This window comes from Leptolyngbya sp. FACHB-321 (assembly GCF_014695975.1).
In the GTDB taxonomy this organism is placed as follows: domain Bacteria; phylum Cyanobacteriota; class Cyanobacteriia; order Leptolyngbyales; family Leptolyngbyaceae; genus Stenomitos.
The window spans coordinates 65,912-85,986 of sequence record NZ_JACJPI010000061.1; the positions used below are offsets into that span (position 1 = coordinate 65,912).

Genomic DNA, 20,075 nt, shown 5'->3' on the forward strand with positions numbered 1-20,075 from the left:
GTTGGACTGCTAAAGTCTACTTTTACCGTCCCTTTTTACGTTGCATACTTTGGGAGCCAATAGATTCTAAGCAAGAAGCTACCGTTTTGTAAGGGCAGCTTTTGCCAAAGTTTTTACCTTCAGCCGCTAAACAGATCGCTGAAACTGTCCCTACAGGTTTTTTATAGAAATCGCCTCAAAATGTTGTGCGGCTTAGAGGCTCAGATCTTGCGTCAAACGCACCTGAATCAACTGATCGGGCTGTATCATGGCAGGTTTAGGCGCAGTAATCAATGTAGCTGCCGCACCCGCTGCCGCACCACCGAGCGCGCCCAAGCCAGTTGAACCACTAATGGCACCCAGCACACCACCTGCTAAAACACCAATACCAGAATTGCGTGCCAGGTCGGTGCCTGCAACCTGACGGCTACCATTTAACGCTTCAGACTGCGCCATCAGCGGCAGAGTACGACCTGTCAAAGCGATCGCCTGCGTAACAAATTGGCTGCCTGCGGTTGTTGTTTCAAAGCGTCCTGTCACCAGACTACCTGCGGGTGCTAGAACATTGCCAGAGACATCACGCAAATCTGCTTGCAGTACCAGCACTTCTTGCTGCGGGCTGTCTGTACGTAAACTCAGCGCTGACTTGCCGGGATAACGCAGGTTCAAGGGTGTGCCAGCAGGCAGCAAAACATTGGGTGCTGTAGGGTTCAGCGCCTGACGAACCCCTGGCGATTGATTCACCAATGCCAACGGTTGACCGCTAACTCTCGCGGCGCTAGAGGTTACTGGCAATGGTTGCCCAAAATTGACGATCGGTGTTGGGGCAGGCTTTGTTGGAGCCTGTCTGACGGTACTGGCATCATAAGTCGGCGAGGCGAGCGCGGGCATAGCAGGTGCTTGTAAGGGTGCAAGCTCCAGTGGTGGTGCCAGGTTAGCTGATGGTGGCTGCCTCACTGTGTTGGCATCATACGCAGTCACCCCTGGTGGTGTAGTTGGTGCCTGCCTGATGGTATCTGCATCATAAGACGCACCTGCTTCTGGTGGTAAAGGCGTAGATGGGGCTACTGTTTGTTGCAGGGGAGGCGAACTTTGCAGGGGTGGCACACTGACGGCAGATGGCGCTGCGCTTAAAGATGGCGTGTAGGGTGCTGCTTCAATACGTGGTCTACTATTGGAAGAGCCTAGAGCAGGCGTGCCAACTTGAATAGGCGGAGGTACGCTGATGCTTGGTTGGTTTGGAGCAATAGCTGGCACGGCAGATACTATCTCCGGAGCGGTTGTAGTTGGAGAGGGTGGCGCGATCAAGTTAGAGGACGGCGCTGGTCTAACACTCTGATTAGTCGGGATTCGATCACTCTGCCTACGATCCAGTGGCGGCACGCTCACACTAGGAACGTCTGCTGAGGGTCGTGCTGCTAGGGATAGGGGTATATTGGCTGCTGTGTCTGACGTAGCAGTTGGCGCTGGTTTTGCAGTGGTCAGAGGACGAGCGGTGTTAGCAGGCTGAATGCGCGACGCCATACTGGTGGTCGATCGTGGCGTTGGGGCAGCAGGCTTTGTAGGGACATTCGCTACTGGTTTTGGTGTAGCTGGCAATGCGGCTGCTAAAGGTGAAACTATTGAAGGCGTGGCTGGTGGTGGTGCCACAGGTGTTGAGGGGTTAGCAACCGGTGACGGCACTGCGATCGCCACACCACCGCTAGTATCAATGCCCATATTGGGGTCAAGAGGGTTCAGTGAAGCAGGTGTTCTTTTTGCTGCGTTTTGAGTCGGTGCAGCGGGTAACGCAGGAGCCAGAGCGATGGGAGCCGCTGGTGCAGCACTCATTGAGCCAGCAGGTTTGCTGTCGTTAGCATCATTCTTAGCATCTGCTGCCGTATTAGTTGTTGCGGATGGATCAGCGCTTTCCGCAGGTGGTGGCGAAGGAAGATTACTCCCAATCGCGGCTGGCTGTTGGCGGGTTGAATTCTTGTCAATCGGTGCAGCGGGTAATGCAGGAGCTAGAGCTACAGGAGCCGTTGGCGCAGCGCTCATTGAGCCAGCAGGTTTGCTGTCGTTAGCATCATTTTTAGCATCTGCTGCCGTATTAGTTATTGCGGATGGATTAGCGCTTTGCGCAGGTGGCGGCGAAGGAAGATTACTTCCGATCGTGGCTGGCTGGCGGATTGGGTCATTGCCAATCGGCACAGAAGCAGACGGTGCTACAGTCGTTGGCTTTGTAGGCGCAATCGACGCAACGGGTTGCAGAGGCTTCACAGCAGACGGGTTAACCGCTGTTGCTACATTGGCAGAAAGCGATTTACTGACGAGAGGACGCACCACCCAGCGCGAGTTGCCTGCCTGCGCCGTGCGGTCGCCAACTTTTTGCAGCTCTACCTGCCCCGGTGCTAACGAAACCCCTGGCGAGATTTCCATCACAATGCGGGTTAGCCCTGGCTCAAACTGAGAGACCCGAATCTGGCGTACTGGACCCGCGTAGGTTTTTTGAGCACTCACGTTGCCGATCGCAGTGTCAGGCAGGTCAACCACAATACGAGCGGGCTGAGCCATCAGGAAGTAACGGGGCGTTGTGCCATCTTTGACCGTGATTTCAAGCTGATTGACGGTTGGGTCAAAGCTCCAGTTTGTGAGCGACGCTGCCTGCACTGAGCAAAGAACCGCGTCTCCTACGATCGTACTTAAAGCAACAATAGTCCCCAAAAGTAACTGTGGCATACCCAACGGCGGCGCGGCTGGTTGCCTTACTTGTAGCTGAGATTCCGAAGGCTGAAATTCCGGCTTAATCTGACTTTGCATCACTTTAGTGCTGAACGCATCTAACAAATTTGGCTGATAGGCTTGGCTTGAGACTGAAGCTAGGCAAGCAGGCATACACGACTGACTGTATACCTATTTAGGGATGACACCTATTACTGCATCCCATGATGGCACTAGGTGTAGAGTTTGCATACTTTATACGTTAAATTTTATTACGACTATTCCTGCTGTACAAGCGCTAGCACGTGGGCACATCGAGCACGGTAGTCTGCTGTCTCTAATACAGGCGTGCTGTCAGCCAACGCACTAGCAAAACCGTCTGTCTGTGCGATCGCCTCACTCAAGTCAAGCCAAGACTTGCAACCACCATAGACAGGGTTGTAGGGAATAATCTGCGGCTGACCCAGCCGATAAACTCGTAGCAGCAGTACCTCGATCGGCTGGTTAGGCTTCCACTTGAGCCGTTCTGCTGCAAAGGCTTCGTTCCAGATGTGGAAGGGGAGCAAGGCTGCTAATGGAGCCGCTTCGCTGACTTGAATACTATCAGTAATCGTTGCCCAAGAGCCAAGCCGAACCGTTTCAGGATGCCAACCCGATGCAACAGGAACGATAGCATTCGTGTACTGTGCCTTCACCAGGTGCGGTTGCTGATGCTCATAGGTGGGGTACAGCAAGATGTGTTGATACGCGATCGTAAACCGCCCTTTTGCCTCACGCAGCCCGCCCTTCCGCAGCAGGACGATCATCTCGCCCTGCTCCAGTGCCGTCACTGCTACCTGCCACTCCTTTAGCCCATACGTTACTGTCGGCAGGCTTTGCTTTGCGATCGTCATTCCACCCTCCTTCATCGCCCGCTCAATTTCCTACTCCGTCCTCCTCAAGTCCAGTCCTATTTCACAAAAATCTTGGCAAGAAATTCTCCTGCCACCATCACAAATGGAAAAACAATCCCTGCCATCCCGATCGAGCCGCCAAACTGCCCCAACAGACTAAGAAGAGTTTTGCTGCTGCTAGCAGCACGTTCATTCATCACCGCTACAAAGCGGGAACTGCCACCAAGCAAAAACGCGCCACCGATCCCTAGCGGAATGCTGAGACCAAACCAATACTTCAGTCGATCGCCCGGTTGAATAGCTCCAATCCCTGGCAAGATCAAAAAACTAAACACCTCAATTACGATCCAGAGGACGAAGCCCCTCATAAAGTCTTTCCGCCACAGGTCGTCAAAAGAAAAGTTGCTCATAAGTGACCCAAGGTTGATGCAAGCATAGAAGCAAGATACTTCAGAAATCGCTTTCTACACAAACTGAGCGCCTTTATGTGGATTACATAGAAGAGTGTGCAGCGTTCTACAAGTGTAAGATTTTTGTCATACAGTACCAGCATCCCCTGCTGCCGCTACTACTGCCTTGAGACAAAAAGTAGCGAGCGCTTAGTACAATCTTCAGCTTTTCTCAATGCTTTTGCGATCGAGCGTTAAGCCAGGTTGACTAGGATAAAGCTAAAGTCGCGATCGCAGCCACAAAAGCACTAGCCATCAGTGGCTGCGATCGCCACCTTGTACCAACTACCAAAGAAAAACAATGACTACTCATGATCTCCTGATGCTAGTGCTGATGCTAAGTCCCGGCATTCTTCTCTCCGTTGCTGTTATGGGAATGTTTGCTGCTGGAGGCTAAGGGGGAGAGGAACGAGGGATGCAGGCTAAAGGATGAGGGCTGAAAGTTCTGAGTTTTCTGTCCGTCTTCTGCTCCGCTGCTTCCCCTGCTCCTTCTATCTCCCTCAGCCTTCTGCCCACTGCTTCCCCTGCTCCTTCTGACCACTGGCTTCCCTTGCTTTACCCCGCCAAGCCAATTTCTCGTAGCCGCTGCTGTAAATACGCTCCGGCAGTGATGCTTGGAAATAGTTGTGCTCCGTTAGCAATGCAACTGGAAAGTGGAGTCAGGTCAACGTCGGGGCGTGGATGCGCGAAAAACGGCATAGAGAAGCGCCGTCGTCGATCGTCCACTGGATTGACGACCCGATGAGTTGTGCTTTTGAGCCGTCCGTTGGTGATCTGCTGGAGCATATCGCCGCTATCGACAATGATCTGTCCTGGTAGTGCCCGAATCGGTCGCCAGGTGCCATCGCGCTGCAATAACTCCAGCCCGTCGTCGGTTGCTTCGCACAAGAGCGTCAGTAAATTAATATCTTCATGCGCTGCTGCACGCAGGCTTGCTGGATGAGCATCTGGGGCGATCGGGGGATAGTGAATTACGCGGAGAATGGTATCACTGTCTCGCATCATGTCACTCAACAGAGACTCTGGTTCGCCTAGATACAGGGCGCAAGCTTTCAGTAACGCCATTGCACACGCCTCTAGTTGGGCATAAAGCTGATTCATCACAGTGGTAAACTGCGATACTTCCAGCGGCGAAAGATTAGCTGGATAACGAGCCGCTAAGGGATGGTCGGGTGGTAGTGATCGACCAACGTGCCAAAACTCTTTGAGATCAGGAACAGGATGATCTTTAGCGTGTTCGCGTCCAAAGGCTGTGAAACCACGCTGCCCCTGCAAGGCTGGCTCTTCATAGCAACGTTTTGCAGACTCCGGCAACGTAAAAAACGCTTGAGCGGCTTCGTAAGCAGACTGGATGAGCGTTGAGTCAACCCCATGATGGGTTACAGCAAAAAAGCCGATGTCTTCCAGGGCACTGCCCAGTTGGTGGATAAAGGCTTGGCGACGATCGTTTTTCTGATCGTCTGCGTAAAAGTCGCGTAAATCCAGGACGGGAATAGTCTGTGTAAGAAGCATTATAACGACGAGAAGCGAACGACCAGAATAGGGTGTAGGGTGTGAAATGTCGCAAGAAGGAGACACACCTTTGGCATCTATTATTTGGCTTATTTTAGTCTACGCACTGCTGGTGGCGATTGGTGGCGTTATCGGCTATGTCAAAGCAAAGAGCAACCAATCACTCATATCAGGTTTAGGTAGCGGGGTTGCACTGGCAATCGCCTGGTACATCAGTCTCCAAAATCCTACGGTTGGTTTGGCGCTGGCAGCCGTCATTGCACTTGCGTTGCTGGTCGTCTTTGCCCTCCGCTTTCGCGCTACTGGCAAGTTTATGCCCGCAGGCTTACTGGCAATTTTGAGTTTGGTTATGACGGTTTTGTTTGTCACTGCCTTTTTCCTACCACAAGCTTGAACGACTACTGTAATCCTTCTGGCACAACACCCGTTTGTTAAGACGAACGGGTGATCGGGTTGCGAAATGAGTCGCGAAAACGTTGTATAGAGGAAAAAGCGCTCTTAGAAAGCCGTTCTATGATGAAGCAGTTGATTCCAGCCCGTTGGCGAGTGCAGTACAAGGTGATCCAGCGATCAACCGCTGATGTCTTCACCGGGCAGCGTTCAAGATTAGTGCCCTTCAGCCCGATGGGTGGCAGCCAGTTACAGCAATTCACGCCACAGGTGACGATCGCCCAACCCATTCCTGCCACGACCCTTTCCGAAAATAAAAAGCATAATTTGGCGTTGGCAGTACAGCGTCTTCAAAACGTCGTCGTGCAGCCTGGAGCTATCTTTTCCTTCTGGCATTTGGTCGGGGAACCGAACCGCGCTAAAGGCTATCTCGAAGGACGGACGATTATTCAAAATCAGCTCAAAGCAGACGTGGGTGGTGGCCTTTGCCAGCTTTCTGGTCTACTGTACGTTTTAAGCTTAAAAGCTGGACTCAAAGTGCTGGAGCGCCACCCCCATTCACAAGATATCTATACTGATGCCACTCGGTTCGCGCCGCTAGGCTCTGATGCCACTGTTGTCTATGGCTACAAAGATTTTCGGTTTAAGCAGACGCTTGCCATGCCAATCTGCCTTCGCTTTGAATTGAGCGATCGAGCAATCCGCGCCATGCTCTGTGCGCCTCTGCCAATTCCAGAGTATGCGATCGACTTTCAGCGGGAGAACGTAGATGGTGGCATTAGGGTGAATGCCGTGCGCTTACTCAATAGCGAGACGAACGTTGAAGTGCTGCATTCTACAGTGTATCAAACGAAGCAAGCCGAACTCGCAGAAGCCTGAATGCTGCAACACTTGGGTCAGCATCATGCACTACAACGAACGGTTACAGAGTCTCTGGATTGATACCCAATTCTTTCAGTTTGGCAGCCAGCTTATCCGATCGTTGCCGTTCCTGTTCTAGCTGGTGTTGAGCCTGCTGGTTCTGCTCTATCAGTTCTAGATAGGTCGCAAACTTCTCCCCATCAGGGCGATAAATTTCTACGCCATCTACCAGCTCAAAGCGGACGTTCAAACGGGGACTGATCCAGCCGATCGGGTTTTCGATCACTTCGAGGAAATCGCCAGCACGCAGCCAACCACTAAAATCACCTTTATCTGGATCGTAGAGGTAATATTCCTCAACGCCATAGCGTTCGTAAAAGCGGAACTTCTTTGCCATTTCTACGAGCGTATTTCCAGGGGAAAGAATTTCAAACGCGACTTGGGGCGGTATGTTTCCTTCTTTCCATTGTTGGTAAGAACCACGTTCGCAAAGCGTCGTCTCTGGCGATTCGCCCTTCGGACGACCAAAAATCACCATCGTATCGGGAGCCGCTTTGATCGTCTTGCTTCCCTCTACGGGATACCAGAGCAAATCGCCTGCTATGAAGACGTTGGGATCATGTTTGAACAGAGCTTCACAGCCCAGCTTGATGTAAACAATCTAGTTAAACTGCTTCGTATTGTCAGCCATTGGTTGCCCATCGCTGTCGGGATAGCTGATGTCTTGGTTGAGTGCAGGCGATCGTGTCATGGCAGCTTATCCGTGCGTGTTCGCAACAGCAAATGGAAGCACCTGATTTAACTTACCACTCCGAAAACCCTCCAGGTCGAGGGTGACGTAGAGAAAGCCAAAGGATTGAAAGGTCGCGACCAGTCTAGGCAAATCTGTAGTCAGGACAAACTCTTTAAGCTGCTCGGCAGGAAGCTCAATCCGAGCGGTATCGCCTTCAGATCGTACTCGGAAGGTGCTCAACCCCATTCGTCGCAATGAGGCTTCGGCTCGACCCACACGCTGTAGTTTGGCGATCGTAATTTCCTCACCATAAGGAAAGCGCGAACTGAGGCACGGTTGGGCAGGCTTATCCCAGCAGGCAAGCCCCAGATGTTTGGCAAGGGCACGCACGTCTGCTTTGGTAATGCCCAGTTCCGCTAGGGGCGATCGGGCACCCCTTTCCTTGGCTGCCTGAATGCCGGGTCGATAGTCAGTGAGGTCATCGGCATTAACACCATCCACCACATAGGGATAGCCGCGCTCCAGTGCCAACGGTTTTAGCGTGTCGTGCAGTTCACTCTTGCAGAAATAACAACGATTGACCGGATTCGCCGTGTAGTTGGGATTATCCATTTCGTGGGTTTGCACCAGTTCATGGACAATACCAATCTCGGCAGCCTGCACATGGGCATCTTCGAGATCTTCTGGCAAGAGAGACGGTGAAACAGCGGTAATGGCAAGGGCACGATCGCCCAGCACATCATATGCCACTTTGGCGACCAGGGTACTGTCAATGCCGCCAGAGTAAGCAATCAGCGCCCGTTCCATTTCTGCAAACAGGCGCTTGAGTGGTTCAAGTTTGTCGATCGACATTGCTAAAAGTCCTTCGCTACAGCAGCAGGGAGCACCCCATTACTACCTTAACGTTTGTGAACAACGATCGTTTTAGTCTAATACCAGTTCAAATGCTGCGACAGAAAAAAGAAATTGAGCAACCACCAGTTAGGGCATCTGGCAGAACTGTGATGCTCCGACTGCTGACACTGATGCCCTTCCTTAGCTAGTCGTTTGGTTAAAGCCAGCGATCGATCGTTAGCCTAACCACTCCGGATTTTGGGCAGTGCCGTCAAACTGACTACTGGTTTTGAATTTTTCGTATTCTCCCTTAGCAGCTGCCTGGGCTGTACGCTGACGCAATGCAGCTACTTGTTCCTGGCTTAACGGCTTAAATGTCCGCGCAGCTTCCAATGCCTGAGCGAGAATGTCCATTTTTTCAAAGCCTGTAATGACCGTTGAAACGGGTAGATTCATGGCGTAATGCAGACACTCGATCGGCGTTACCGTCTTACTTTGAAGAATACTGTTAGCGCCGAGCGCTTTCATCCCCAAAACACCAATGCCATCCTTGAGCAAAACGGGCAAAACCTGCTTCTCAAAGCTGCGAAAGTGAGCGTCCATCACGTTAAGTGGCATTTGCACAGCATCAAAGCGGAAGTTGTTCTGAGCGGCAATTTCAAGCATTCGCAGATGGACAACCGGGTCTTTGTGCCCTGTAAAACCGATATAACGAATCTTGCCTGCTTTTTGTGCCTCTAGCATTGCTTCTTGAGCACCACCCACTGCAAAAATGCGATCGGGGTCTTCCATCCGAATAATTTCGTGATGCTGCATCAAATCAATGCGATCGGTTTGCAGCCGTTTGAGCGACTCATCAATTTGCTGGGCAGCCGCCTTCTTCGTCCGACCATCAATTTTGCTCATCAAAAAGACTTTTTCGCGGTAGCCATTCTGAAGTGCTTTACCCATACGGATTTCGCTGCCGCCGTTGTGATAATCCCAGCAGTTATCCATGAAGTTAATACCGCGATCGATCGCACTCTGAATGAGCTTGATGCTCTCTAGCTCCTCTTTGGGTCTACCAATGTGATGACCACCCAAACCAATTAACGAGACTTTTTCGTTGGTGCGACCAAGGGTGCGATACAGCATTTCGCCCTGTTTCGTTGAACTGGGAGTAGCAGTCGTTTGAGCCAAAAGTGGTTTTAACAAACCCCCAGCTACTACCACACCTGCGGCAGCGACGCTCGAAGTCGAAACAGCCTTCAGCAAATCGCGTCGATTGATTTCCACGAAACTCTCCTGGTTGTAGGGATGGTTAAATCTATTCCCTTCAAAGTGGCAGAGTGGCAGTTGCCCAGCATCTAACGATCGACAGAAATCACGATTGGCAAAAAATGAGCGCGATCGTGCCCTTTAGCCAAAGGCTTCCTGATTAATACAGCTTCGGCTGAGACCCATAAAAGGTGAATGCCTGCTCGTCCCACATCAATTCACAACGAATCAATCTCTAGCCAATTTGACGTGCTGGGTTAGGAGTTGCGCTAAGGCTTTCAAATCAATCGGCTTAGAAATGTAGGCAGTGGAGCCAGCTTCTAGACAAAGGTCACGATCGCCGGTCATCGCCATAGCGGTTTGAGCAATAACGGGAATCGATCGATAGCGAGCGTCGCGCTTGAGTTCTTGCGTCAGAGCTAACCCGTCTTCATGGGGCAAGTTGACATCCATCAAAATCAATGCTGGCAGCGCACGCAATAAGGCTTGTCGCATCTCGTAGCCGTCCTTGACCCATGTCACCTCATAGCCCAAACGGCTGAGGTAGGTCAACACTAATTTGGCATTGTAGTAGTTGTCTTCGACGAGCAGAAGATGATTCGATCGGGACGGTGTTTTAGTTGTTTTAGAGCTGATCTGAGAAATATTGTCGTGGGAAGTGTTGCCAGCCTGTAGTCGCTCTACCACCTTCGAGCCTTTACCTGTCACTGCTGCTTGTACTGCAAAATGAATTTCTGAGCTTGGCTGGGCGATCGATCGCTCAACTGCTTTCTCTTCATTGCATTTAGTTTCACCGGACTTATCTTCACTGGACTTATCTTCACCGGACTTATCTTCACCGGATGCCAGCATAGGAGGCACCAGTGGCAGGACGATCGTAAAGCGTGAACCAAACCCCAAAGTCGAACTGACTTCAACCGAACCACCGTGGAGTTCCGCTAGTTTTTGAGTCAGCGCCAGCCCCAAACCCGTGCCCTCATCACGGTTAGCCTCTGCGTTAACAAGCTGAGAGTAAGGGCGAAACAATAGTTGCTGCTGGTCTTCTGAAATGCCTGTGCCAGTATCCCAAACAGTGAAGCAAAGACCGCCATTGATCGCGCTGACTTGCAGCCCCACACTACCTTTAGAGGTAAACTTAAGCGCGTTTGACAACAGATTAAACAACATTTGCTTCAGCCGTAGCGCGTCGACGACGAGGGTATCAACTTGTGGTGCAATCTCTAGTTTCAGCGTTAGCCCCTTATCGCTTGCTTTCTCCCGCACTAATGTGATCGCCGTTTCACAAACCGCTTTCACGGCAGTGGATTCGCAAAATAGATCGAGCTGATTCGCTTCAATTTTCGAGAGATCCAAAATATCGTTAATCAGCGCCAGTAAATGCTGACCACTGCTTAAAATGATGTTGAGATACTCTTGATGCCGCTTGCTACTGGCGTTAAAGCCCTGTTCGCGCATGAGATGGGTAAAACCCAGAATCGAGCTAAGAGGGGTGCGAATCTCATGGCTAGTGTTTGCCAAAAAATCGCTTTTGAGCTGGCTGGTTTGGTTCAGTTCTCGGTTGCGGGCAACTAATTCTTGCTGCTGCTGCCGCTGAGCCTGGATTAGCTCGACCTGAAGCAGAGCAGAACAGAAGCGATCGCAGCTTTGTTCAAGCAGCCAGGGTCTCAACTGCGCCAAGTAGGACTCTGCTTCACTAAGGCGCTCGTGGGGAGCCGTAGCAACCGGAGCCAAGAGCAGCCAGCCCACAGCAGCCTGACCGTGGCGAACCTGCCAACTGCTAGCAGAAGAATAGGCTTGCCAAGATTGGAGATCGCGATCGCTCAGGGTTTGACCAACGGCAATTGGCAGTGGGGCAGTTGTATGAGAGTCACTAGAGGCGATCGCCCACACGGTAAATGTTGCCGCTGGTGGTTCGTTGGGTGTCGGTCGATCGCTCAAAACGTCTGTAGGCTGCAACGCAAGGGCACACCATTCTCTCAGTGCTGCACTCAGCTCATTCACCAAAATCTGTGCTAAATGCACTCTAGTAGAGTCGATCGTCTCTAGAGGGGAAGTAGCAGCAAGGAAGGTTGAAACGCAGGCATTTAGTTTCAGCCCTAATTGGTTCAAGCATCGTTCAGCTTGCAGTTCTACCGCTAGCTGCTGCCCTGTCCTCGCTCCTTCTAGTGTTGTGGGAGCCACCGTTATTGGGGGAGATAGTGCGCCCTTACCATCCTGTCCCGGCACATCTGAAGGCTGAAGCATAGCTCTCCTAACAATTAACCGACGAGCAGTCGGCAAGCAAGACTCTCAAGGTAAGGCAATGAAATCGAAGAGGGCAAAGAAAGTGAAGCCTCTGCGATCCCGGTGCTACAAGCAGCCAATCTCTTAGATGCCCAATGTTCTACGTAGCTTGAGCAGGTCCACCTAATGCAGTGGGCGATCAATTCGCCTGAAGGCATTAAGTCTGCTGGTCGAATCTTAGGAAATAAGTGCTGTAACAAGATGGCTAGCGGCACAGAAAGGGACGGACTGCAAAAAAGCGTTCTTAAACGATGAGACGGGTTAGCAGACGATAGAACGTAGGGGCGTAACGCTAAAAGATGCAACTGCATTGACCCAAGACCCTCATCATTGCTCAGGAGATTTCTAGCAAGCAAAATACCCGTAGGGGCAGGTTTGATACCAACGTGATCGGCTATTCGCAAAGCTTCTGGCAAAACCTGCTCCCTAAAAGCGGTACATTCTTTCTCAGGAATCTCCTTAACGTAAAAGTAGACATCCCATAAAGCTGGTCTGCCTTCAACGCCGCTACGCTATTGCAACAAGTAGGACAGCAATTGCTTGCAAAGCTACCAATTCACTACAGGTTAACAAACCGTCGCTAACATTAGACACAAAACTCCGTGAAATTACTGTGTAGCTCCCAGTTCGGTACAGCTTCTACGCCCCTGTAGGATGGCATCAAGCTGATGAATCGCTTAAACAGACGCAGCGTATTGCCATTCAAGTCTTACTATGGTGAATAATGCGATCGCCCTGGTACACATGAACCGGGTACGAATGAACTAAATAAACGCCCATGTCACCCCCCAAACTTTCCAAACGAGTCTCGACTGCGCTGATTAATGCCCTCAGTGCTGGTGTTGTGCCACGGGTTGGGCTAGAACACATCGCTGTGGGGCGCGAACGGGAGATACAGGCACTTTTGCAAGACCTTGACAATATTGCAGGGGGTGGAGCAGCCTTTCGTTTTGTGGTGGGGCGCTATGGCGCAGGTAAGAGCTTCACTCTCCAGTTGCTTCGCAATCACGCGATGGAACAAGGCTTTGTCGTTGCCGACGCCGACCTTACTCCAGAACGTCGTTTGGCAGGCAGCAATGGTGCCAGTCTTGCTACGTACCGTGAGCTAATGCACAACTTGGCAACGAAAAGTAGACCCGATGGTGGCGCACTGACGATTATTCTAGAGCGTTGGATTGCCGGTATACAGACGCAGGTAGCTCAAGAAACGGGCAAAAAACCAAACGACGATGGGTTTGACAGTCAGGTCGAAGCAAAAATTCGCGAAGTGGTCAAAGATGTCGCTGATTTAGTGAATGGCTTTGAATTCGCCAACGTCATTATTGCCTACTGGTCGGGCTATCGCACGGATGATGACACCAAGAAAACAGCGGCACTCCGTTGGTTGCGGGGCGAGTTTGCGACCAAAACGGAAGCGCGGGCGGCTTTAGGCGTACGGGTGATTATTGATGACGAAACCTGGTACGACTACATCAAGCTCGTAGCTCGATTCGTGTCAGATTTGGGTTATAAAGGCTTGCTCATCTTTCTGGATGAAGCCATTCATTTGTACAAAATCAACACAACGATCGCCCGTCAGAATAACTACGACAAGTTGCTGGCAATGTTTAACGATGCCATGCAGGGGCGAGTTGGTCACCTGGGCACAGTGATCGGCGGCACACCGCAATTGCTGGAAGATCCACGTCGAGGGCTTTACAGCGATCCAGCTTGGCAGCGTCGTACTGCCAAAAGTCGTTTTGTCAAAGCTGGCGTTCAGGATATGTCGGGTCCTGCTATTTGGCTAGAACCGCTTACGAAAGAAGATATTCTACAACTACTGCAACGCCTGACGGAAATTTATGCGGCTCATCATACCAGCCAGCCGCAGCTTACCCAACGAGAGCTTCAGGATTTTCTAGGAGCCGTCACTAATCGCGTGGGTGCAGAAACTCTCCTGACACCGGGCGAAGTCGTGCGCGATTTCATTGGGGTGTTAAATATCTTGCAGCAGAACCCGCAAATGACACTCAATCAGATTGTACACAGTGCCAGTTTTCAGCCATCGAAAGCGCATAAAGATGTGTCGATCGACGAAACCAGTGAGTTTGCTGAATTTACGGTTTAAAGCGTGCAAACTCAAGACGCTTTGTGCGTAAAGAGGCTCGGGCTTAGTCATAACCAGGCTTAGTCACATGACTCTGAGCTTAGAATGAGCTTTTTAAACCAGAGCCTTTCTTGTAATTGCTATGTCTTCCTCCTATCACCGTCTTGCGCCCTTTATTCAAGCCTATATCTACAATCAGGGCTGGGCTGATCTGCGCCCCGTGCAGCTTGAGGCGTGTCGCGTCATCTTTGAAACTGACGCGCATCTGTTGATTGCAGCCGGTACCGCTTCTGGCAAGACCGAAGCCGCCTTTTTGCCTGTGCTGACGCTGTTGCATGATGACCCACCGACCAGTATCGGTGCCATTTACATTGGACCGATCAAAGCGCTGATTAATGATCAGTTCGATCGCCTCTCCGATCTTCTGAAGCAAGCGGATATTCCGGTTTCGGCATGGCATGGTGATATTGCCCAAAGCCGGAAAAAGCAAGTGCTTCGGCAGCCTAGAGGCATTCTTCAAATTACGCCCGAATCATTAGAAAGCTTGTTAATCAACAAGAGTACCGAACTCGATCGGCTGTTTGGTGACTTGCACTTTATCATTATTGACGAAATTCATGCGTTTATCGGCTCCGATCGTGGGGCGCAAATTCTTTGCCAGTTGTCTCGTCTGGCTCAGATTACGCAAAACCAGCCACGACGGATTGGGCTATCTGCCACGCTAGGCGATTACGGTATGGCAGAAGACTGGTTGCGAGCAGGCACCGATCGTCTTGTCACCACACCCCATCTGCCAGCAGTGCCACGTAAAATTCAACTGGCGCTAGAGCACTTCCACACAGCCAGTCTTGTTGTGCGGGCACGCGGTGATACACGAGATGAAGCTTTTAGCCCGTATCAGCGTCACCTTTTTGAGCAAAGCCAGGGTCGCAAATGCCTGATCTTTGCCAACGGACGGTCTGAAACCGAAAACGTTATCGCCTCACTGCGACAAATTGCCCAGGCTAAAGGATCTCCCGACATCTATCACGTTCATCACGGCAGCATTGCGGCACCGCTAAGGGAAGCAGCAGAAAACGCCATGCGCGATCCGACTAGTCCTACCGTGACAGCGGCAACCGTCACCTTTGAGATGGGGATTGATCTGGGGCAGCTCGATCGCGTGATTCAACTTGAAGCACCACCCTCGGTTGCCAGTTTTCTACAACGATTGGGGCGATCGGGTCGGCGGGGTAGCCCTGCCGATATGCGGTTTGTTTGCGCTGAAGACAAGCCGACGGGTGGTGAATCGCTCCCCGAACTCATTCCCTGGCAGTTGCTTCAGTGCATCGCCGTCATTCAGCTTTATTTAGAAGAGAAGTGGATTGAGCCGATCGCCCCACTGCACTATCCCTTTAGCCTCCTGTATCAGCAAACGATGAGCACTCTAGTTGCGTTGGGTGAACTCTCTCCCGCAGCCCTGGCGCAGCGCGTCCTGACCTTGCCGCCCTTTCGTGCCATCACTCAGGATGATTTCCGCCAGGTGCTGCGCCATCTGATTGAGCTTGACCACATCCAGCGCACTAAGGAAAACGGACTGATTATCGGGCTAACCGCCGAACGGATTGTGAAAAGCTTCAAGTTTTACGCGATCTTCCCCGACACGGAAGATTACGCCGTATGGAGTGACGGCATTGAACTGGGTACGGTTGTTGTGCCGCCAGCCGTTGGCGATCGCCTTTCCCTCGCTGGACGCACCTGGGAAGTGACTGAAGTAAACAGCAGCCGTAAGGTGCTTCAGGTGAAGCCTGCGCTCGGCGTTTCTACCGTTTCCTGGCGCGGCAGCAGCGGCAACATCCATACCCGTGTGCTGCAACGAATGCGACAGGCGTTACTAGAAGAGACTGAATACCTCTATCTTCAGCCTGGTGCCAAAGCTCGGTTAGCCGCAGCACGCAAACTCGCTCAGAAAGAAGGATTAGAGAGCAGTCACCTCTTTCCTCTGGAAGGGAATGCCTGCTGCATTTTGCCCTGGGCTGGCACGATCGCAGTTCGCACCCTAGAACGTTTTTTGCGTCTCCATTGCCGCGATGCACTCAAGATCAAAGGTGTAGTGGGACGATCGCCCTATTTTCTGGTCGTCAATATGGGCAAATGCAGCACCGTTAGCCTGTATCACGAACTTAAATCTCTGAACGATCGTCGGCTCAGCGCGATCGAGCTACTAGGCGAAGAAGAGGCACCCAAACTGCAAAAATATGACGAATTCATACCGACCGATCTCCTGCGTCGAGCGTTTGCAAGCGACCAACTAGATGTCACAGCCCTGGGAAGCCTTATCAACGATTGGTAGCCAGCATTGCAGCACAACTGGAACTGCGCGATCAGATTCCCAATGCTGTCTGGTGCTTGTGCACCAACTGAGACAATTGCCTCTAGTCCAGAGAGTCTGCAAAACCGCTTAGAGATAAAATTGCGATCGCTCTGTGAACGGTACAGACTCTAGAGCCTTTAAAGGGCTTGACCAGCTACTAGATGAGACCTTCAGCAGATTGTATTGTCCTGGGCTTTGGAAGAAAATTACGATAGCTTTACAAAGCTGTTAACCAGCCCAAGTGTTTCGTCGCTGAAACCGCAAGCTGCTTCTCGAAAGCCCCACAGGAGATCCGCAATGTTAGAGCTACACCAGTTTGAACTATCCCACTATGTTGAGAAGGTGCGGCTAATCCTCGACTATAAGGGGTTGGCGTACCGCAAGGTGGAAGTCACACCCGGCATTGGTCAGATCGATTTGTACCGTTTGTCTGGGCAGCGGCAAGTACCTGTATTGCAAGACGGTAGCCAGATTATTGCTGATTCAACCGCGATCGCCGAGTATTTAGAACGGCAGTACCCCGATCGCCCCATCATTCCTACCGAACCAAAACTCCGTGGCTTAACGCTGTTAATGGAACAATGGGCAGATGAGTCGATCGGCTTGAATGCTCGCAAAGTGCTGATTGGCGCGCTGAACCAGGATCAGAGCTTTCGCGCTGCCCTTTTGCCTAGCTCCGTCCCAGATGTAGTCAGGAGTTTAGTCGGTGCGGTTCCAGGAGAGTTTTTGAGCATTTTGGGACAGGGCGTTGGCTTCGGACCCGATGCAATCAAAACAGCAACTGAAGCGATCAAACGTGATCTAGCATCGCTCTGCTTTCTTTTGCACGATCAGCCTTACCTAGTGACTGACCACCCCACACTTGCAGATTTTGCTGTGGCTGGGATGAGTATGTACCTGAAGTTTCCAACGGGAGACTTTCTCGAAATTCCTGACGCTTTGAAAGGTAAAGGCGTACCAGGTATTGCCGATGTTGGTACATTTGAGCCGTTCTTTAGCTGGCGTGATCGCCTATATGCTGAGTACCGTAAACCGCTCGTTGGCTCCTCGTCTTCAGCGCGCTCGCCCAATGCCATCAACATTGATTAAGTGTTTAACAGCGCTGGCTGAACGGGCGATCGACTTACTTGAATCTGGTGTTTATCCAACGTTATTACCCGGTGCCAAAGCTTCCCAAGCTTGAGGCTATGAATCACACTTAGGGCTGATGGGGCTGACTATTGAAGGTATGTCCTTTTTTAGGCGGTAAACTACAGCCCTATCAAACGTCCAATGCCAAGACCTAACAGGTAGAGAATGGCAACCACAACAACCTGGATCAAGTATGTGATCAGCAGCGATTGATAGAAGGCTCGATCGCGCCGTTGAAACAGGTCATGCCACAGAAACCATTTGTCTTGAATGTAAGCGGCTGTAAATACTATTCCTACAAGCAGAATTATCCAGGGCGAGATGCCCACAAAGCCTACATAGAGAGCGATCGCGATCAGTCCTATCCCTAACAGTGGTTTGATGTACTGCATCGATTAGTCAAACGTCAGTTAAACGTTACTCCCTTAAAGAGTTTAAAGGCTCCGGATTCTTTAAGCATTCGGGCTGCTTGGTCGAATGTTTACTTCTTGCAAAAGCTCAGGCAGTAGGTCGATCGCCATTGGTGCAACTATTGTAAACTCTTATGAAGCAGTGATTCAGGCAAAACGCTCATGTCTCGTCGTGGTTTTCTCAAGCTGATGCTTACAGTTTGTCTAGCTGCTTTTGCCACCTTCAGTTCAGCGATGGCAGCGTCTGCAATGGGCGGTTCACAGCCTCCTCTTAATGAAGCCGCGCCCGCCTTTACTCTCTCTACCAATACAGGCGATGGCACGGTTTCTCTGGCTGACTATAAGGGTAAATGGGTTGTGGTCTACTTTTATCCCAAAGATTTTACCTCTAGCTGCACACTGGAAGCACGTCGGTTTCAGCAAGATTTGCCGAAATATAACGATCGCAATACCCAAATTCTTGGCATCAGTGCCGACTCAGTTGATTCTCACGCCGAATTCTGCGATTCTGAAGGGCTAAAATTTCCGCTCCTGGCTGATACAGATGGCTCTGTCAGCAAACGCTATGGGTCATGGATGGGCATCGTCGCCCTGCGTCACACGTATGTCATTGATCCAGAAGGCATTCTCCGTGCAACGTTCACTGGGGTCAATCCAGCGATTCATAGTACTGAGGTGCTGGCAAAACTCGATGAGCTTCAGGCAAACGCCTAGAAATTGCTACATCATGCAGAAATCGGAGCGCTTGAGCGGGTTTATGAGCCATAGTCCTGCTAAAAACTCAAGCGACCGCAAGTTTAACCTGATGGCTGCGATCGAGTGAGAAGTCTAAAGGATGTAATTTAAGGTGAGTGCCTTGCTTACCGAAGTGCTGTGGATGTACCACAATGACGGGTGCAAGGCTTCAACCCATTTGGGCGATCGTACTTTTGATCGCCGTCACATCCTCTGTTCCCGCTTATGACTGACACCTGGAATCGGCATCACGTTCTCTCTCTGGCAGATTTTACTCCCGACGAGTACGATACTGTACTGCAAACTGCCAACAGCTTTCGCGAGGTGCTGTCGCGCCGGACAAAAAAGGTGCCTACGCTGCAAGGACAGGTCGTTGCCAATCTGTTTTTTGAATCGTCTACCCGCACGCGGAGCAGCTTTGAGCTAGCCGCCAAGCGTCTTTCTGCCGATACCCTCAACTTTGCGCCCGGCTCCTCGTCCCTCACAAAAGGCGAAACAATTCTGGATACTGCCAAAACCTATCTGGCAATGGGCACCGATATGATGGTAATTCGTCACCGCGAAGCTGGAGTACCTCAGGCGATCGCCAACGAAATGGATCGGCTCGGCGTTAAAGTTGGTGTACTGAATGCGGGTGATGGGCAGCATGAGCATCCATCACAAGCGCTTTTAGACCTCTTTACCATCACCACACTTCTAGATCCGAATCAACCGCAGTTGTCCTTGCTAAAAGACAAGAAAATTGCGATCGTTGGCGATATTCTGCACTCCCGTGTCGCCCGCTCTAACCTTTGGAGTCTTACTGCTAGCGGTGCCGAAGTGCATTTAGCAGGACCACCAACATTAGTACCACAACTCTTTGCGGACTTTGTCAAGGAGCCTACGGATGAAGGCTTAGGGCTTAAGGCTAGCAGTAAGCAGCCTGATTCATCTTCCAGCCTTAATCCTTTAGCTTTTTCCCGCAAGCTCTTCCTCCATTGGTCGTTAGAACCCGCTCTCCGTAATGCTGATTTTGTGATGACGCTGCGGCTGCAAAAAGAGCGCATGACTAGCCATCTGTTGCCTAGCTTGCGGGAATATCACCAGCAGTTTGGCATTACGCGCGATCGTCTGAAGCTCTGTAATCCTGATGTGAAACTGCTCCATCCCGGTCCCGTTAATCGTGGTGTCGAAATCAGCTCTGACCTAATGGATGATCCCCAGTTCAGCCTCATTTCACAACAAGTCACTAGCGGTGTCGCAGTACGGATGGCGCTACTCTACCTTATGGGTAGCAGCAAGGTTTAGAGACCATTTTGGAGTGGTGTGAGTTCACCCCTCGCTTTACAAAATATGAAAGCTACTGACTGACTTTTCAGACCCAGTACATTGCCCTGCTGTCACTTGTTGTCTCTAGGGTACAAAAATAAGGTAGGTGAGGCGATCGCGATCGCCTCACCTACCTTAATCCGTTGTATGACACTCAGAGA

General features: G+C 51.2%; 15 protein-coding genes and 1 pseudogene. 7 read left to right on the plus strand and 9 right to left on the minus strand.

Annotated elements, in window-relative coordinates; translation table 11 throughout:
- Window positions 1-192 precede the first annotated feature (192 nt).
- The 4 genes from H6F76_RS15055 to H6F76_RS15070 form a co-directional block, all read right to left on the minus strand.
- Complete coding sequence (locus tag H6F76_RS15055) at window positions 193-2,778, minus strand: AMIN domain-containing protein (protein WP_190509390.1); 2,586 nt, start codon at window positions 2,776-2,778, stop codon at window positions 193-195.
- A 179-nt stretch (window positions 2,779-2,957) separates the two neighbouring features.
- Window positions 2,958-3,572: a DUF1802 family protein gene (locus tag H6F76_RS15060; protein ID WP_190509392.1), complete on the minus strand. Its 615-nt coding sequence runs from the start codon at window positions 3,570-3,572 to the stop codon at window positions 2,958-2,960.
- Between the two features lie 56 nt (window positions 3,573-3,628).
- On the minus strand, window positions 3,629-3,982 hold the full coding sequence (locus tag H6F76_RS15065) for a hypothetical protein (RefSeq protein WP_190446734.1): 354 nt from the start codon (window positions 3,980-3,982) through the stop codon (window positions 3,629-3,631).
- Window positions 3,983-4,576: 594 nt separating this feature from the next.
- Window positions 4,577-5,533: an isopenicillin N synthase family oxygenase gene (locus H6F76_RS15070; protein ID WP_190509394.1), complete on the minus strand. Its 957-nt coding sequence runs from the start codon at window positions 5,531-5,533 to the stop codon at window positions 4,577-4,579.
- Window positions 5,534-5,603: 70 nt separating this feature from the next.
- On the opposite strand from H6F76_RS15070, the gene H6F76_RS15075 reads away from it, so the two are divergent.
- Both H6F76_RS15075 and H6F76_RS15080 read left to right on the plus strand, forming a co-directional pair.
- Window positions 5,604-5,927: a TMEM14 family protein gene (locus H6F76_RS15075; protein ID WP_242036675.1), complete on the plus strand. Its 324-nt coding sequence runs from the start codon at window positions 5,604-5,606 to the stop codon at window positions 5,925-5,927.
- Window positions 5,928-6,046: 119 nt separating this feature from the next.
- The gene (locus H6F76_RS15080) at window positions 6,047-6,802 is read left to right on the plus strand and encodes a VanW family protein (RefSeq protein ID WP_199322131.1); all 756 of its coding nucleotides are present in this window, start codon (window positions 6,047-6,049) and stop codon (window positions 6,800-6,802) included.
- Between the two features lie 43 nt (window positions 6,803-6,845).
- Here H6F76_RS15080 and H6F76_RS15085 read toward each other — a convergent pair.
- From H6F76_RS15085 to H6F76_RS15100, 4 genes and pseudogenes are all read right to left on the minus strand, one after another.
- Window positions 6,846-7,535 (minus strand): annotated as a pseudogene (locus tag H6F76_RS15085) (Uma2 family endonuclease).
- Between the two features lie 6 nt (window positions 7,536-7,541).
- A complete protein-coding gene (gene larE / locus H6F76_RS15090; protein WP_190509398.1) occupies window positions 7,542-8,369 on the minus strand; it encodes an ATP-dependent sacrificial sulfur transferase LarE in 828 nt (275 codons plus the stop codon).
- 219 nt (window positions 8,370-8,588) lie between these two features.
- A complete protein-coding gene (locus tag H6F76_RS15095) occupies window positions 8,589-9,626 on the minus strand; it encodes an aldo/keto reductase (protein ID WP_190509400.1) in 1,038 nt (345 codons plus the stop codon).
- A 210-nt stretch (window positions 9,627-9,836) separates the two neighbouring features.
- Window positions 9,837-11,852: an ATP-binding protein gene (locus tag H6F76_RS15100; protein ID WP_190509402.1), complete on the minus strand. Its 2,016-nt coding sequence runs from the start codon at window positions 11,850-11,852 to the stop codon at window positions 9,837-9,839.
- Window positions 11,853-12,669: 817 nt separating this feature from the next.
- Here H6F76_RS15100 and H6F76_RS15105 point away from each other — a divergent pair.
- From H6F76_RS15105 to H6F76_RS15115, 3 genes are all read left to right on the plus strand, one after another.
- Window positions 12,670-13,998 (plus strand): ATP-binding protein, encoded by a 1,329-nt coding sequence (locus H6F76_RS15105; protein WP_190509404.1) that lies wholly within the window; start codon window positions 12,670-12,672, stop codon window positions 13,996-13,998.
- Between the two features lie 121 nt (window positions 13,999-14,119).
- Complete coding sequence (locus tag H6F76_RS15110) at window positions 14,120-16,309, plus strand: DEAD/DEAH box helicase (protein WP_190509406.1); 2,190 nt, start codon at window positions 14,120-14,122, stop codon at window positions 16,307-16,309.
- A gap of 318 nt (window positions 16,310-16,627) precedes the next feature.
- The gene (locus tag H6F76_RS15115) at window positions 16,628-17,419 is read left to right on the plus strand and encodes a glutathione S-transferase family protein (protein WP_190509408.1); all 792 of its coding nucleotides are present in this window, start codon (window positions 16,628-16,630) and stop codon (window positions 17,417-17,419) included.
- A 161-nt stretch (window positions 17,420-17,580) separates the two neighbouring features.
- Here H6F76_RS15115 and H6F76_RS15120 read toward each other — a convergent pair whose 3' ends face one another.
- Complete coding sequence (locus tag H6F76_RS15120) at window positions 17,581-17,853, minus strand: hypothetical protein (protein WP_190446725.1); 273 nt, start codon at window positions 17,851-17,853, stop codon at window positions 17,581-17,583.
- A 180-nt stretch (window positions 17,854-18,033) separates the two neighbouring features.
- On the opposite strand from H6F76_RS15120, the gene H6F76_RS15125 reads away from it, so the two are divergent.
- The gene (locus tag H6F76_RS15125) at window positions 18,034-18,585 is read left to right on the plus strand and encodes a peroxiredoxin (protein WP_190509410.1); all 552 of its coding nucleotides are present in this window, start codon (window positions 18,034-18,036) and stop codon (window positions 18,583-18,585) included.
- 246 nt (window positions 18,586-18,831) lie between these two features.
- Window positions 18,832-19,893, plus strand: a complete 1,062-nt coding sequence (locus H6F76_RS15130) for an aspartate carbamoyltransferase catalytic subunit (protein ID WP_190509412.1) — start codon at window positions 18,832-18,834, stop codon at window positions 19,891-19,893.
- Window positions 19,894-20,075 lie beyond the last annotated feature (182 nt).

Coding starts and splice junctions, on each gene's coding strand:
- H6F76_RS15055 (WP_190509390.1), bottom strand. CDS start 2,778: ATGCAAAGTCAGATTAAGCCGGAATTTCAGCCTTCGGAATCTCAGCTA.
- H6F76_RS15060 (WP_190509392.1), bottom strand. CDS start 3,572: ATGACGATCGCAAAGCAAAGCCTGCCGACAGTAACGTATGGGCTAAAG.
- H6F76_RS15065 (WP_190446734.1), bottom strand. CDS start 3,982: ATGAGCAACTTTTCTTTTGACGACCTGTGGCGGAAAGACTTTATGAGG.
- H6F76_RS15070 (WP_190509394.1), bottom strand. CDS start 5,533: ATGCTTCTTACACAGACTATTCCCGTCCTGGATTTACGCGACTTTTAC.
- H6F76_RS15080 (WP_199322131.1), top strand. CDS start 6,047: ATGATGAAGCAGTTGATTCCAGCCCGTTGGCGAGTGCAGTACAAGGTG.
- larE (WP_190509398.1), bottom strand. CDS start 8,369: ATGTCGATCGACAAACTTGAACCACTCAAGCGCCTGTTTGCAGAAATG.
- H6F76_RS15100 (WP_190509402.1), bottom strand. CDS start 11,852: ATGCTTCAGCCTTCAGATGTGCCGGGACAGGATGGTAAGGGCGCACTA.
- H6F76_RS15105 (WP_190509404.1), top strand. CDS start 12,670: ATGTCACCCCCCAAACTTTCCAAACGAGTCTCGACTGCGCTGATTAAT.
- H6F76_RS15110 (WP_190509406.1), top strand. CDS start 14,120: ATGTCTTCCTCCTATCACCGTCTTGCGCCCTTTATTCAAGCCTATATC.
- H6F76_RS15115 (WP_190509408.1), top strand. CDS start 16,628: ATGTTAGAGCTACACCAGTTTGAACTATCCCACTATGTTGAGAAGGTG.
- H6F76_RS15120 (WP_190446725.1), bottom strand. CDS start 17,853: ATGCAGTACATCAAACCACTGTTAGGGATAGGACTGATCGCGATCGCT.
- H6F76_RS15125 (WP_190509410.1), top strand. CDS start 18,034: ATGTCTCGTCGTGGTTTTCTCAAGCTGATGCTTACAGTTTGTCTAGCT.
- H6F76_RS15130 (WP_190509412.1), top strand. CDS start 18,832: ATGACTGACACCTGGAATCGGCATCACGTTCTCTCTCTGGCAGATTTT.